Source organism: Bartonella vinsonii subsp. berkhoffii ATCC 51672 (assembly GCF_902825225.1).
In the GTDB taxonomy this organism is placed as follows: domain Bacteria; phylum Pseudomonadota; class Alphaproteobacteria; order Rhizobiales; family Rhizobiaceae; genus Bartonella; species Bartonella berkhoffii.
The window spans coordinates 79,321-94,123 of record NZ_CADEAK010000004.1; the positions used below are offsets into that span (position 1 = coordinate 79,321).

The 14,803-nt window shown below is 37.3% G+C and carries 13 protein-coding genes and 1 other RNA gene; 4 read left to right on the forward strand and 10 right to left on the reverse strand.

Annotated features, from left to right (window positions below; translation table 11 throughout):
* Positions 1-18: 18 nt before the first annotated feature.
* From J7R10_RS03175 to ettA, 8 genes are all read right to left on the reverse strand, one after another.
* Positions 19-1,761: a peptidoglycan D,D-transpeptidase FtsI family protein gene (locus tag J7R10_RS03175; protein WP_010705436.1), complete on the reverse strand. Its 1,743-nt coding sequence runs from the start codon at positions 1,759-1,761 to the stop codon at positions 19-21.
* Positions 1,761-2,165: a cell division protein FtsL gene (gene ftsL, locus J7R10_RS03180; RefSeq protein ID WP_010705437.1), complete on the reverse strand. Its 405-nt coding sequence runs from the start codon at positions 2,163-2,165 to the stop codon at positions 1,761-1,763. Before ftsL ends, J7R10_RS03175 begins: the two co-directional genes overlap by 1 nt.
* Positions 2,162-3,160, reverse strand: coding sequence for a 16S rRNA (cytosine(1402)-N(4))-methyltransferase RsmH (rsmH, locus tag J7R10_RS03185; RefSeq protein WP_026501296.1), 999 nt, complete (start codon positions 3,158-3,160; stop codon positions 2,162-2,164). The genes ftsL and rsmH overlap by 4 nt, the downstream gene beginning before the upstream one ends.
* Before the next feature lie 252 nt (positions 3,161-3,412).
* Positions 3,413-3,804, reverse strand: an RNA gene (rnpB, locus tag J7R10_RS03190) — RNase P RNA component class A.
* Between the two features lie 85 nt (positions 3,805-3,889).
* Positions 3,890-4,399: a lytic transglycosylase domain-containing protein gene (locus J7R10_RS03195; protein ID WP_010705439.1), complete on the reverse strand. Its 510-nt coding sequence runs from the start codon at positions 4,397-4,399 to the stop codon at positions 3,890-3,892.
* Positions 4,400-5,221: 822 nt separating this feature from the next.
* Complete coding sequence (locus J7R10_RS03200) at positions 5,222-5,596, reverse strand: hypothetical protein (RefSeq protein ID WP_010705440.1); 375 nt, start codon at positions 5,594-5,596, stop codon at positions 5,222-5,224.
* 925 nt (positions 5,597-6,521) lie between these two features.
* Entirely contained in the window at positions 6,522-7,460 is a 939-nt protein-coding gene (locus J7R10_RS03205) for an ArsR/SmtB family transcription factor (RefSeq protein WP_010705441.1), read from the reverse strand.
* A gap of 433 nt (positions 7,461-7,893) precedes the next feature.
* On the reverse strand, positions 7,894-9,543 hold the full coding sequence (ettA, locus tag J7R10_RS03210; protein WP_010705442.1) for an energy-dependent translational throttle protein EttA: 1,650 nt from the start codon (positions 9,541-9,543) through the stop codon (positions 7,894-7,896).
* A gap of 162 nt (positions 9,544-9,705) precedes the next feature.
* Here ettA and J7R10_RS03215 point away from each other — a divergent pair, with 162 nt between their 5' ends.
* Together J7R10_RS03215 and pncA are read left to right on the forward strand one after the other, a co-directional pair.
* Positions 9,706-10,242: a hypothetical protein gene (locus tag J7R10_RS03215; RefSeq protein WP_010705443.1), complete on the forward strand. Its 537-nt coding sequence runs from the start codon at positions 9,706-9,708 to the stop codon at positions 10,240-10,242.
* Between the two features lie 47 nt (positions 10,243-10,289).
* The gene (gene pncA / locus J7R10_RS03220) at positions 10,290-10,898 is read left to right on the forward strand and encodes a bifunctional nicotinamidase/pyrazinamidase (protein ID WP_010705444.1); all 609 of its coding nucleotides are present in this window, start codon (positions 10,290-10,292) and stop codon (positions 10,896-10,898) included.
* A 39-nt stretch (positions 10,899-10,937) separates the two neighbouring features.
* Here the strand turns inward: pncA and J7R10_RS03225 are convergent, their stop codons facing one another.
* Positions 10,938-11,996: a DUF475 domain-containing protein gene (locus J7R10_RS03225; RefSeq protein WP_010705445.1), complete on the reverse strand. Its 1,059-nt coding sequence runs from the start codon at positions 11,994-11,996 to the stop codon at positions 10,938-10,940.
* Between the two features lie 335 nt (positions 11,997-12,331).
* Between J7R10_RS03225 and J7R10_RS03230 the strand changes: the two genes are divergently transcribed.
* Positions 12,332-12,871 carry a helix-turn-helix domain-containing protein gene (locus J7R10_RS03230; protein WP_010705446.1) on the forward strand — a complete coding sequence of 180 codons (540 nt, stop codon included), beginning with the start codon at positions 12,332-12,334 and terminating at the stop codon, positions 12,869-12,871.
* Between the two features lie 401 nt (positions 12,872-13,272).
* A complete protein-coding gene (locus J7R10_RS03235; protein ID WP_010705447.1) occupies positions 13,273-13,452 on the forward strand; it encodes a YegP family protein in 180 nt (59 codons plus the stop codon).
* A gap of 253 nt (positions 13,453-13,705) precedes the next feature.
* Here J7R10_RS03235 and J7R10_RS03240 read toward each other — a convergent pair whose 3' ends face one another.
* Positions 13,706-14,020, reverse strand: a complete 315-nt coding sequence (locus J7R10_RS03240) for a hypothetical protein (protein ID WP_010705448.1) — start codon at positions 14,018-14,020, stop codon at positions 13,706-13,708.
* Between the last annotated feature and the right edge of the window lie 783 nt (positions 14,021-14,803).

The following is a 14,803-nucleotide window of genomic DNA, read 5'->3' on the forward strand; positions in this document are numbered from 1 at the left end:
CACACCTTTATATTAATTTTACTGTTGTTTCACAACTCTCGAACTGTTCTTTGTGTTCAAAAGAGGTTCATATTCTTTTTCAAAATCTGGTTTTATTCCCAAAAAACTCGCTGAACGGCGAATAATATTAGCAAGCATCGGCCCTGCATTCATTGCTGCTGTTGCTGAACGCTGTCCATCTTCAGGCTGAGGTTCATCGATAATTGTTAAAACAACATAAGCAGGATTTTCAATAGGAAAAGCAGCAAGAAAACTATTGAAATTTTTTGTTTTAGAATATTTCCCATTTTCAACTTTTTCAGCTGTCCCCGTCTTACCACCAACCCGATAACCCTCTACTTTTGCATTACGCCCAGAGCCAATATCGCTATTTAACTTATAAAGATAACGCATATTTTTACTCGTTTTGGGTTTTAAAACCTGCTTTGCATATTTTACAGCTTCTGCTTGTGTGCGTTTCAAAAAGGTTGGTTCAATCAACCACCCATCATTCATCAAAGCAGCAGCTCCTACTGCTGTTTGTAAAGGCGTTGTTGCCATCCCATGTCCAAAAGCAATTGTCATAGAATGGATATCTTTCCAATGACGTGGCGCAACAGGATGGGCAACTTCAGGCAATTCTGTTGTCAATCGATCAAGTAAACCAAGTCGTCTCAAAAAATTACGATGTCCATCGATCCCTACCGCCAACGCCTCCTTAGCAGAACCAATGTTAGAGGAATAAATAAAAACCTCCCAAAGTGCTAAAGGACGATTTTTTCCATGAAAATCACGGATAAAATAATTTTGTCCTGCTTGAAGAGGCTGTGAAGCATCAATGACACTCTTTAAATGAAAAAGCCCTGAATCAAGCGCCATCGCGGTTGTAAAACTTTTAATGATAGAACCCATTTCAAAAATTCCAGCAGTCATTCGATTGAGGCGATCACTTTTGAGAGCTTCAACGGGGTTGCTAGGATCAAAATCTGGTAGTGATGCTAAAGCCAAAACTTCACCAGTGTGGATATTTAAAATAACAGCTCCTGTAGCAAGCGCTTTATAACGTTTCATTGCCTTCATAAGTTCATCATGCACAATAGTCTGAATACGCACATCAATCGAAAGCTGAACTGGTTTTAATGATTCTTCCGTTGCAAGACCAGCAGCACGCAAAGCACTCAAACCAGCATCATCAATATATTTTTCCATCCCCGCTATGCCCTGATTATCAACATTAACCATGCCGAGAATATGCGAAAACACCGATCCACTTGGATAAAAACGACGAATTTCAGTACGAAAACCAATTCCTGGAATACCAAGAGCCATAATTTGCGTCTTTTGCGTTGGTGTTAAACCACGTTGAATCCAAGAAAAACTAGATTTTTTTTTGAGACGCTTATAAGTTTCCTGCCAATTAAGATCGGGCAAAACTGTTGAAAGTAATTCGATTGTTTCATCTACATCAAGAATGCGTCGTGGTTCCGCAAAAAGCGAATAAGTCTTAATATCCGTTGCCAATAAACGGTTATTACGATCAATAATATCAGGGCGTGCAGTTAACTGAAGGACCGTTGGCCCTTTTGCTTCTTCAATCTGCCCACCTTCAAACCCATAAGAAATAAGGCAAGCCCCCATAACGCCATATAAAATAAGGAAACAGAACAAAGAAAAAAGCAAGCGTGCACGACTAGAATACGAACGACGAACGGGAAAGTTATGTACATCCAACTGGGGCTTTAAGCGCTTTTTTTTCTGTGAGAATAAAAAGTATGATTTCATCACTGCACGCCTTTTTGAACACCGCCATTTACCTGAGAAGCACGATTATTCGCCAAAATATCCTTACTTTCTTCCAAGATATTTTGTTTAATGACTTCTTCAATTTGATCATGGTCACGTACCGGAATATCCTCGAATTCTACAATTTGGCGCGGCTGTATAATCTCTAAACCAAGCTCTTTTTGATAACGTCTTGCAAGTTTTTGCATGCGTGAAGGCTCTATCATCATAGCCCATTCAGCATGAAGCAAATTTACCGTATTTTTTTCTGTAGCAATTTCATGTTCAAGACGACGAATTTCGTTCATCCGTTTTTGAACATCATATTTTACCTTATATGTAAGACCTGCCATACAAATCATAATCATCACTAAAATCATATCAAATGTACGAAAAACTGTCATTTCTTGCTGCCTTCAAAACGAGCAATCTCTGCCATACCAAATAATTTCATATCTGTGCTAAGACTTTCTGCCTTTGTACGTACACCAATACGCAACCGCGCAGAACGTGAACGAGGATTTTGCTGCAACTCCTCTTCATTTGCAGTTATGCCACCTTTAAACAAAGGCAAAAATGTTGCTGGAGCCGTCTCTATTTCAGGAAGATAGCGCGATCTCACACGCTCTCCTGAACGAGTAGAAAAAAATCTTTTGACCATACGATCTTCAAGAGAATGGAAACTCACAACACCTAAACGGCCTCCTGCTTTTAAAACACGTTCAGCAGCAAATAAGCCACGCGCAAGTTCACCAATTTCATCATTAACATAAATGCGAAGAGCCTGAAAAACACGCGTTGCAGGATGAATGCGGTCTCCGCTTTTACGACCCACCAATGCCTTGATAGCGTGAGCAAGATCACCTGTACGTAAAAAAGGCTGAACGCAGCGACGCTTTTCAATCATCCGTGCAATTCGTCCCGCATGGCGTTCTTCTCCCAATATTTTAAAGATTCGAGCTAAATCATTGCCTTTTAAACGATTCACAACATCGGCAGCAGTAAAACCAGTCTGCGCCATTCGCATATCTAAAGGACCATCTTTTTGAAAAGAAAAACCCCTTTCCGCTTCATCAAGCTGCATAGAAGAAACACCTATATCCAAAATAACAACATCCACCTTTTCTTCAACGACACGATCCAACTGTGAAAATTCCATTTGCACCAAACGAAGCCGTGGAAAAAATTCGTCAACAAGCGATTGTCCTTTACGAATGGCATAAGGATCACGATCAAGAGCAATAACCTGTGCACCCGCATTTAACAGAGCACGTGTATAACCACCAGCACCAAAGGTACCATCAATCACTCTTGCCCCAACCAATGGCATAAGTCCAGTTAAAACCGGCTGTAATAACACTGGAATATGGCATTCAGCTTTATGAACTTGTTTTGTCAAAATAATTCGTCTTGATTTATGCTTTTTCAAATCAACAGCCAGCAAAGGCAATTGATGTCAAAATAACAAAAACTTTAACTCTCATATCTATTACAATGAAAGCGAAAGTTAACCTGATGCACATCCTAATGCATTATACTTAAAGAAATGTTATAGTTGTAAAAAATACTCTTCATTTGAGTGTACACTTCAAGAGATATACACTTCATAGAAAAATTCCTGACACTATCAATCAAAGAGAATTCAATCATAAATATCAGTCGGCCTATAAGCCGGGTTCTGTATGGTAAAGTTTACACTTTCCATGGCAACCATTCATCTGGGACGGATGTTACCATCCGCCTCGTGCAACCTACCCGAATGACTCGCCCGGAAACCGGCTGCAAGTTAAACCTTGCGCGTCATTTCTATTTGGTCTTGCTCCCGGTGGGGTTTACCTTGCCACATTCATTACTGAATGTGCGGTGGGCTCTTACCCCACCCTTTCACCCTTACCTATAAAAATAGGCGGTTTTCTTTCTGTGGCACTCTCCCTAGGGTTACCCCCGCCGGGTGTTACCCGGCACCGTTTTTCCATGGAGCCCGGACTTTCCTCACCTGCACGCCTTTAAGCACGAAACAAGCGCGGCTGCCCAGCCGACTGACATATCCCTTATAAAACATTTTTCGTCACGTGCAAATAGCACCTTCAAGATATTTTAAAGTAAAAACATCTCCTTAAGGCTCTTTTTATCTTAATGAAGCCAGATAAGTTTTTACTTTTGAGCAATATTTTGCTGAAATGGAATTCATTTTTCTTGCCCCATGACCTGCATTATATTTAAGGATTGTACCACATGTATTTCCACCACTGAGTGTATATGCCCGCGCCAAATAACGCATACCATATTCAAGATTGGTCGCAGGATCATAAAGATCTTGAACAGAACCATTAAAACCCAATCCTCGTGCAGTAGATGGTTTAATTTGCATCAAACCTATTTCGCCAGCTGCTCCCTTGATACGTGCCTTATAATTACTCTCAATTCTTACAACAGCATGCGCTAAGTTAACAGGAACATTATACTTATTTGCAAATTTCTGAATAAGAAATTCATAAGGACGAGCAAGAATCTTAGAAGAAGGAGGCACTGAGCTTTTATTTGAACCTGCAACATTTAAGCTCGTATGAGTCCAACTTATATCAAACACAAAAAATACAGCAAATGCTGTATTTAAAAGGAGTTTCAAAATTCGCATTTTTTTCTCTTCACTCAGACATTTTCAAATCCTAACGGCAACGGTATTGCGAGTGCATTCTACAGAAAAAGAAAGCGAAAGAGCGGCTTGAAAATGAAAATATTAAGACAATTTCAAGATATTTTTTTGTACCAGAAGAAAGTTACTCAACTTACTTATTATATCCTTCTATATCGCATAAGAAATCGAACAATAAAGAAACTATAATGAAAGTTTTAACATGCTAAAAAAGATAATATACTCTACAAATTGTTGTTACAATTACAACACAGCCAAATTTTAGCAACCGAAAACAGTATTCAAAATGCCTCTACTATTTTTTACATATGATTATTAAATTCTTTTGTGAAGTCAATTCCATAATTGCAAAAAGCAACATAAACGAGAACGCCTTCACCAAAGTCCCTTGATAACACAAAAGTCTGACTCAGAATAAAAACCGCTATCTACGCTTTTCATTGGCTAATAAATACTGGCTACCAAAAAACCTCTACTAAATAAGCTATCCACCAAAATCAACATCGTGTATGGAAAGCATACCAATATACATAAATACAATAGTTCTGGGTCCTATAACAAAACTCAATAATTATGTCTATCTGTTTTTAGAAAACTCTATAAAGAGGCAAAATAAAAATCCCAAAACTGCCTGAATAAAAATTCACATCACTCATTTTCATTCAAATATTTTCCCACATACTGTGATTTCATCAAGCTTGCACACCCCCCATCTTTAGGACTTATACAATGAATAAAGATCTTGAAATTCACGAAAAGCCAAAAAACACCCTTAAGATCACATAAAAGCACATTTTTAAAAAACTAAAAATAAGCATCAGCAATGGAAGGATGTAGAATCGCTTTTGATAGAACCATAACAACAGTTTCTCCCAATTTACGAGCCTGTTCACTGCTCTGACCATTTGCAGATGCAGCAGAAATCACATCACGACGGAATTCCTCAATTAACTGCTTCTGTTGCTCAGAATTAAGCTTAGAGAGTTGCGTTATAATATCTGGAAACAATACTGCCAATCTCTCTAGAAGAATTTCCTCTGTAACATCAACCTGCTGAGAAGAAAAAGAGCCTCCAAATAAAAACTTATGAACTGCAACATTTCGAGAAGCAAAAAGACTGGCAAAAAAAATGAAAAATACAAATAAGACGAAAAGGATACGACGCCAGCAAAATCCCATTATCTCTTACCTAAGCAAAAAAATCTCCAAAGAAAAAATTCCTTAAAGCATCCAACAAATTTTCACCAAGGAAGAATTTCCTTATGAGCAAAAACCACCACTCAGCTCTTAACTATTATCTTTACCCTATACCATGTAACACTAGATACCTATACTTGCCCCCTTATAAAATTTTAACAAACTTTATAGATAGAGCCTGACTGAGGAAATCCTCAGTCAGGCCAGACAATCTAAGGGATCCACGCGGGGGGGGGAGGAGGTTCCCTGATCGTCTTCTTACATCAACTATTAAGATAGCCGATGCAATATCCTTGCTATGGAGTAAAATATTTTAAACAACAAGAAATTCTTGTCATCTTTTAAGCAAAAAAAGACAAAAAAATTATAAATCGTTTGAAAATGGAAAAATTTAGGCAAAAAAATATTCAAAATGATCCAATTTGAAGCAATTTTATTCCAAGAATCATCAATACGAATCTATAAACATCATCATTTTCATATTTTCCCAGAAACTCCAGTTTGTATAAACTTCCCTGATAAAAAGCATAAAAACAGAAATAACTTATTCAAAAACTCTCACCGCAATAATCTCAATCATGGATCTTTTAACTCTTTTAAGTTTATAGAATTACGCCTTTTCGAACGTCATTTATTCCGAATCATTCATCATCGAGGATTAAGATGAGGACGGGTTATTTTATAACCAGCAACAAATTCAAACACATTATAAATGACTGCTCTCACGGCCTTGGCTTTATAAAAGTGCCTTTAGAAAGATCCTCAATAAACACAGATTGACGCATCACTAATCCCATGCAAAAAACACAATGCGCAAAAAAGCGATAAGGTTTCAAAGACTTAACAAAAACTCTGGTGCCTTTAATTGAAAAAAAATCAAAGAATATAACACGTAAAAAAAATATAATTATGCAAACTGCACTTTTTTATCTTTAAGGTCATCTACCAGTAAACGTGGATCACGTGCAAGCCAAAGCTCAACCAAGAGTCCTTCCTTCTTTTCATCTTGCATAGGAACAAGAGACACTGTTTGTTCCAGAATAAGGCCCGCATTTTCAAGCCATTGTTCTATGTGTGAATCTGAAAGTCTAAGATTTCTATGAGCATGATAAGAATATGAAGACTCAACTTCACCGCCAACAAAATCTACAATCAGCAAACGTCCCTGAGGACGTAAAATACGTGCAACCTCATGAAGAGCCATCTTAGGATTCTCAAGAAAATATAAAACCCAATGAAGAATGACCAAATCAAAAGTTGTATCTCCAACAGATAAATGCAAAATATCGCCATCTAGTGCAACTTCAACTGCACGGCTATAAAGACCTGAAAACAATTTTAAGAGAGAGCCTGTATCTGTACCGATACCCATCATAGTCTCAAATGGTTTATTGCCAATAATTTCAAGTAAAGCATTTTCCACAATCGGATTTGCAATATAGGATAACCGTAATGCTTCCCACTGCGCTATCTTTTTTAAAAAACACTGTCTCTCGATTGTTTGGCGCTGTTTTTTAACATCCACCAAACGTGCTAAATCACACGCGAACATCACATCGTGCTTTGGCAAAGCTGAAAGAGCAGCCATCACAATGTCTTTACCAAAATAGCCGGAACAAAACTTAAAATAAGTCCGTTCCCTCTTTTGATAACAAGAAACCAACCCTGCCTCATATAATGAGCGTAAATGCCGTGATACATGTGATTGAGACTGGCCAAGGATAAAAATAAAATCAGAAATTGTTAAATCATCCTGATACAAGAGTGCAAGAATACGTAAACGACTTATCTCCGCTATCGTTTTCAACAGTATAATCAACGCATCCAAACTTAATGGTTTTTTCATCACTATTCTCTCAGAGAAACATTTATTTCCTACGAATAGAAAATGAAGAAGAAGGCATAGAGTTGCATCACTTCTGTTGATAGTGTTTTCTGTTATATAAAAAACAAACAATTGTTAAAGAACAAACAGCACTCCTTCCCGCTATCCCTTAAAAAAATAGCGGAGTTACTTGCATTGTAACCTGTCAACTGCATATAAAAACTTGCGTCCTTCCATTATAACCTGATGTGTAACAGGTTCTCATATACATCACCAACATATAAAACATAACGACGTATTGCGTAAAAGATACTATCAGGATTCCACACTGTGATTCTTAATCTTGGAGTAACAAATAAAAACCTTACAACATGGTCGATACTCTCTCTTTTGAAAAACAAAAATACGAGACAGCATCACCATTTCTCAATGAATTTCAAAAAAATAAGAAATTCTAGCGTGTAAGTGGTTTATAATTGACACGCTTAGGATTAAGAGCGTCCGCACCAAGCCGGCGAACCTTATCAGCTTGATATTCGGCAAAATTACCTTCAAACCATTCAACATGCCCATCCCCTTCGAAGGCCAAAATATGTGTTGCCAATCGATCAAGAAACATACGATCGTGCGATATGATAACTGCACAGCCTGCAAAATTTTCCAATGCATCTTCTAGTGCACCTAATGTTTCAGTATCAAGGTCATTTGTTGGTTCATCAAGGAGAAGAACATTGCCTCCCTCTTTTAAAAGCTTAGCCAAATGGACACGATTACGCTGCCCACCTGATAAATTTGCCACCTTCTGCTGTTGATCTGTTCCCTTGAAATTAAAAGCACCACAATAAGCGCGGCTATTCATCTCATATTTACCCAACTTAATAATGTCATTTCCGCCAGAAATTTCTTCCCAAACAGTTTTATCTCCCTCTAGAGAATCGCGACTCTGATCAACGTAACTCATATGAACTGTTTCACCGATGCGTATTTGACCTGAATCTGGCTTTTCCTGTCCCGTCAACATTTTAAACAATGTAGACTTTCCCATACCATTGGCCCCAATGACTCCGACAATACCACCCGCAGGAAGCTTGAAAGAGAGAGAATCAATCAACACACGCGTACCATATGCTTTAGAAAGGTTATCAACTTCAATGACAACCTGCCCCAATCTTTCGCCAATAGGAATAATGATTTGTGCCTCTCCAGGACGGCGCTCACGTGCAGCTTGAACTAACGCATCATAAGCCTTAATACGAGCTTTTGATTTTGCTTGTCGCCCTTTTGGACTAGAAGCTATCCATTCTTGCTCACGCGACAAAGCACGCTGACGTGCAGCCTCTTCCCGACCTTCCTGAGCCAAACGCTTGGCTTTCGCCCCCAAATAAGCCGAATAGTTCCCCTCATAAGGAATACCTTTCCCACGATCTAATTCTAAAATCCAACCTGTCACATTGTCGAGAAAATAACGATCATGTGTAATCAAAAGTACCGCACCAGGATATTCACGCAAATGCCTTTCAAGCCAAGCCGTCGTTTCGGCATCTAAATGGTTTGTCGGTTCATCCAAAAGCAACAAATCAGGTTTTGACAAAAGCAATTTACAAAGCGCAACACGCCGTTTCTCACCTCCTGAAAGCTTTATCACACTCTCATTAGCTGGTGGACAACCAAGAGACGCCATAGCCATTTCTACTTGACTTTCTAAATCCCAAAGATTCTGGCTGTCGATAATATCCTGAAGACGTGCACTTTCATCAGCCGTTTCCTCACTATAATTCATCATCAATTCATTATAACGCTCAACGATTGCCTGTTTATCTGCAACACCTTCCATCACATTGCCCCGCACATCTTTGCTTGTATCAAGAAGAGGTTCTTGCGGCAGATAACCACAACGCGCCCCTTCAGAAAGCCACGCTTCTCCAGTATATTCCTTATCTAGCCCAGCCATAATCCGTAAAATAGTTGATTTACCTGCACCATTCGGTCCTAAAATACCGATTTTTGCATCTGGATAAAAAGACAAATGAATACTTTCTAAAATTTTTTTATTGCCGTAAGACTTGTTAAGCCCAGCCATGTGGTAGATAAATTGACGTACCATAAATTTCTCTTTATATTGTGCAGTATTCAAAGATGAGGACTTTGAAAAAAATCTTTTGCTTTTCTTACACTGTGCGGTAAAGAACGCTTGCATTGTAACGAAAGCTTTTCGCTTTATATTGATATATTTTTTCTGTTCTCACAAGCCCCACCACGGTTCTAAATGCAAAAAAGTGCCCATTCGAAGAGCAAAAAGCAAATCTTTTTAGCTGTACCTGAAACATGTTATCAAACATCACCTCTCTTTTCCATACCAGATACAACATTGTGTTTTTATCGTATTAAACCAACATATCAATGGAGTATGGTATCACCAAGAAAACCAATTCTCTATGCTCCTTCTTTTTTTGCGTTATGGGCTGTTCATTATGCGGTAAAAAACCCCTCTCTTTTTTCATCAATTTTGTGTCACGGAAAACAATGGGCTTCACCTCTTGCATTGCTCTGGCTCAAATTGTGCTTACAAAACGACCGCCGCCTTATGGGATCTGACGTTCCAAGCTTGAGAATCATGAAAGCTTTACACAGACATGTAGCAATGAGTGACTATAGTGCCCTCCCCATTGGTACATGGTTACAATTCGTGAAAAACTATAAAAAAAACTGTCAAAACCTATCCCTCCCCCTTTTGTGGCTTGATAATTACAAAAATAATAACAATATCCGTGAGATTATCTCGAAACTTCAAGATGAAATATAGCTTCTTAAAAGTCTCACAAAAGGTAAGCCTTCTATAGGAATATGTTCATGGAAAAAAAAGCCTTAATCGTTATTGATGTTCAAAATGACTTCTTACCAGGTGGAGCACTTGCAGTACCACAAAGCGATACGATTATACCTGCTATTAATAATCTTATAGACCAATTTGATCATGTTATCTTAACCCAAGACTGGCACCCCAAAAACCATTGCAGCTTTGCTTCTTCCTATTCTGAAAAAGCACCCTATGACACCGTTGAGCTTGACTATGGCCCGCAAATAGTTTGGCCTGATCATTGTATACAAGGAACACAAGGAGCAGAATTTCATACATCTCTCAGAATTGAGAAAACACAACTTATCCTTAGAAAAGGCTATAATAAAAAAATTGATAGCTATTCTGCCTTTTTTGAAAATGATCAAACAACACCAACAGGCTTGCAAGCTTACCTTAAAGAACATGGTTTTACAAAGCTTGCTATGTGTGGCTTAGCAACGGATTTTTGTGTAGGATTTTCCGCACTTCACGCCATACAATGTGGCTTCAAAGTAAGTGTTTCACTCAACGCCTGTGCTGGTATTGATCTCAACGGATCATTGAACACTATGCTTAAAACTATGAACGAATCCAGTATAGAACTTTTAATGGCTTCCTAAAATATCTTCTTCTGCCTTGTTATGGCAACGTATAAAAAATTAATTTTTCTCAGAGACACCATGTTTATTCAGACGTTGGCGCTTAAAACGAAGAGACGAATAAAAAGCCATTCCAAGAATACAGCTCCCCACCAATCCTGTTAAGACTTCAGGAACTGATATAATCGTTTGCAGATACATAATCACCGCGAGAACCAAGATAGCATAAAAAGCTCCATGCTCCAGATAACGATAATGCAACAATACCCCTGATTCGACCAGCATAATCGTCATAGAGCGAACATAAAATGCCCCTATACCAAGACCAATTGCGATAATAAAAAGATTGTGTGAAAAAGCAAAAGCACCAATAACACCATCAAAAGAAAAACTAGCATCTAGAATCTCTAAATAAAGAAAAGCGCCTGCCCCTCCTTTGGCAACCGTCGTTAAAGCTGTTTTTGGAGCATCTAAAAGTGAACTGATGGCTTCCACACCTATAAACGTCAAAAGTCCATAAAGGCTAGCAAGCAAAAAAGCCATTTTATCTTCTCTTGCAATCTGTTCTGAAAAAAACAATATCAAAGTTAAAACGATTGCAATATCAATGCCAGCAAGAGTTCCAAGCTTTTGAGCCGGTTTTTCTATAAAAGCAAGCCAATGCACCTCTTTTTGGGAATCAAAAAAATATCTCAAACCAACCATTATCAGGAAAGTCCCTCCAAAAGCGGCAATCCCCACATGAGCATCTGTTAAGATTGCAGCATATTGATGTGGTTCCCATACCGCTAATTTCACTGCTGCAATTGGATTAATTCCAACAGCAATAGCAACCACCAATAACGGAAAAACAATCCGCATCCCAAACACCGCCACCAAAATACCCCATATCAGGAAACGGCGACGCCATAACGGATCCATTTTTTCAAGAACACGCGCATTAATAATAGAATTATCAAAAGAGAGAGAAATTTCTAAAATTCCTAATACACAGCAAATAAAAAAATATTTCAGAAAACCACTAACACTTTCTGTTTCAAACCAACCAATCGCCCCTCCCATAAAGACACCAACAATTGTGAAAAAAAAAGCCCATCTAAAATAGCCTAATAAGGCCATGATCATTCCTCACAATTTACTTCTTTAATTTGTAGCATTAATCGAAAGATTGCATTCATTAATGTGAAAAGAGAAAGAATCCACATGACAATTTTATATGGAATCTCTAGAAAAACAAGAAAAGCACAGAAAATTTTATATTCCCTCTAAAATGAATACCAATTTTAAATAATATGTAATACGATAAGTTGAAAATCGCATTCTATTCATTAAAATTAAAAAAATAAAGAAAAATAAAACTATAAATATTGACATTACATCATGAGTTATTAATACATAGTGTGCCTTTAATGGTTAAAATCTATACCATGATGATTTACTGAGGGAGATAATTCGTGGCACGTCCTGAAACTGAATCAAAAACTATATTTGGAAAACGTTTACGTTATGTACGCCTCGCTTTAGGGGATCCATCACGTGAAGCACTGGCTAAAAGTTTTAGCATGACAAAAAACTCCATTGCCTTTTATGAGCGTGGAGAAAGAGAACCCAATCTGAGTGTCTTACAAACATATCGCACATTGTACGGTGTCAATATTAATTGGCTTTTAACTGGACAAGGAAAAATGTTTGATAGCGAGTATACTAAAAGCGACTTCGATTGGAACTATTTTATAAAAAAAATGGAGGGGCTTGAAAAAATTCTTGCCAACAGTGATCGTAGTGAAAAAATAAACCAAGAAAAAGTTGATGGCTCTTATGAAAAGTTGCAGCAATATTTGTCAAAACAAGGCTTATCTCATAGCCTTAATCCCAAAGCTGCAACTTCTCTGATGGATATGAAGGCTAAAATGGCAAATTCTTATACCCTTAGCTTATTCATTGATTTACTCATTCGAAGTGTATCGCAAAAAGAGATGATAGCTAATCAATAAACATCCTGATCATAAGGGATAAAAAACGGATATAAGCTTTATCAGCACGGAAAGAAGCACTCTTTTTTTCCATGCTGGTGGAATTTTATGTGCCATGTGGGATTTATTTTGTTAACCCAATATACTTTCTTACCGAAAAAAAAAATTCTAATATCAACCCGAAATACACCCTAATTAAAGTTTAAAAAAGCCAGTTTTGTAGTATGAAATACCTATTTACAGCTTATTGACAATAAATATTTTCTTGTTACTATACACACAGCCCTCATAGAAATTTTGTTTAAGACACAAAAATCAAGGGGAATATATTGACTACTCGCTACAGAGACATACCTTAGCTCATAGTCGTGGTGGTCGAGTGTTTATCCTACAAATTACGGCTATTTTATGAGGTGGAAAGCATGTTTTTTGAGGTATTTCAAGGTGTTCACAATCAATGGTACTGGCGTTTAATCTCTGGAGACGAACAAAAGATTGCTTTTTCAAGTAAAGGTTATCCAACAAAACAAGACATCTTAGTAAATATTGAGCAGATAAAAGAAATTACGCATAAAGCCCTTATTAGAGAGTTACAATTCTAACGTTCCTACCATTAAAATAAAAGTTCACACTTTTTATATGTGGAATCTCGCATCACACTTGAGTGATGAATAAAGAAGAGCTCTTTTTTTTTCGATGAAGGGGAATTTTTATGTGATTTCTAACGTACACCAAAAACCTACAGTCTTTTACAATTAAGGGTTACCCCTTTCTCTCTCCTGCTTCTTTTTATTTCCTTATTTTAACACCTCTAAAATCTTTTAGTACAACATCCAATATAAAATGTAGACACAATTACCTTTTCATATCCTCTTTAGATTTTACTCCATCTTGATATTGTTTCATGGCCTCTTCATATTGCTTAATTTGTTCTTTCAGTTTTTCAATTGCTTGATCACGTCTTTTAATCACCATACTTTGCTCTCTAATCGCCCTATCTCGTTCTTCAGTCATCTTCATAGAATCTCTAAAGAACTCATGCTTTATCTTTTTTGCTTCTTCTTTAAGAGCTTTAACCTGATCACGATAATAAAAAGCAAAACGAAACATGAATCCACTGCAAACCAAAACGACAATCACCACTCCTAATAAAATTTCATTTACACTCATTTTTATCTCCTTGAAGTACCATTAAATTGACCATACCGACCAATTTTTTGTTTCGCTTTCCATCAAAAAAGAACGCCAAAATTACAACGTACTAGATAAACAAACTACGCTTAGTACCCTTATTTTCTCCACCAAACACTCTAACAAACAACGCAAAACAAACCCTATGAAGCTGCCAATCCCACACCCTCATACAATCGGCGCCGTATTTATTTATATAAAACGCTAAGAATATAACTAATCTCAAACAATTTTAACGACGCAATGCACTCCATAAGCACCTTCTCCTTATTATTCTTGCCATCTTTCTTTGACTATGGAGAATGCTGATGCACCCATACAAAATTCTTTGCCATTGCAAAAAACTTTATCGTTAAAAACATCCGTGTTACCATAAACTTTTGCTTTCCTATGAAACTCTGTATAACCTTAATTAAAGCGTTGACATAAATTTTAACATTTTTGAGAATCCTATCGTTATAAACTTGAACATTACTGTAAAAACGATTTCCTCCATTAACATGTGCATTGCTATTAACCTTGAAATGACAATAAAGCTTCATCTTGTCATAAACATACAGCCTACTGCGAATCTCTAAACTTCAGTTGTGCATTACGGCACACATGAAAAAAGCTGGAAACAGGCAACATACAGTTCATCTGTGCACTATCATAAAGAGTGTTGTCATTACCAAACACAGGCATCATTATAAAACATGGCATTAGCAAAAACGCATCCATCTTCGATAAAACGTCTAGCACTTATATTATACTCTACCCAAC

Bases quoted from the DNA above. Each gene is read 5' to 3' on its own strand.
- J7R10_RS03240 (WP_010705448.1), bottom strand. From the start codon at position 14,020: ATGAGTGTAAATGAAATTTTATTAGGAGTGGTGATTGTCGTTTTGGTT.
- J7R10_RS03215 (WP_010705443.1), top strand. From the start codon at position 9,706: ATGCAAAAAAGTGCCCATTCGAAGAGCAAAAAGCAAATCTTTTTAGCT.
- pncA (WP_010705444.1), top strand. From the start codon at position 10,290: ATGGAAAAAAAAGCCTTAATCGTTATTGATGTTCAAAATGACTTCTTA.
- J7R10_RS03200 (WP_010705440.1), bottom strand. From the start codon at position 5,596: ATGGGATTTTGCTGGCGTCGTATCCTTTTCGTCTTATTTGTATTTTTC.
- J7R10_RS03195 (WP_010705439.1), bottom strand. From the start codon at position 4,399: ATGCGAATTTTGAAACTCCTTTTAAATACAGCATTTGCTGTATTTTTT.
- J7R10_RS03205 (WP_010705441.1), bottom strand. From the start codon at position 7,460: ATGAAAAAACCATTAAGTTTGGATGCGTTGATTATACTGTTGAAAACG.
- J7R10_RS03235 (WP_010705447.1), top strand. From the start codon at position 13,273: ATGTTTTTTGAGGTATTTCAAGGTGTTCACAATCAATGGTACTGGCGT.
- ftsL (WP_010705437.1), bottom strand. From the start codon at position 2,165: ATGACAGTTTTTCGTACATTTGATATGATTTTAGTGATGATTATGATT.
- J7R10_RS03225 (WP_010705445.1), bottom strand. From the start codon at position 11,996: ATGGCCTTATTAGGCTATTTTAGATGGGCTTTTTTTTTCACAATTGTT.
- J7R10_RS03175 (WP_010705436.1), bottom strand. From the start codon at position 1,761: ATGAAATCATACTTTTTATTCTCACAGAAAAAAAAGCGCTTAAAGCCC.
- ettA (WP_010705442.1), bottom strand. From the start codon at position 9,543: ATGGTACGTCAATTTATCTACCACATGGCTGGGCTTAACAAGTCTTAC.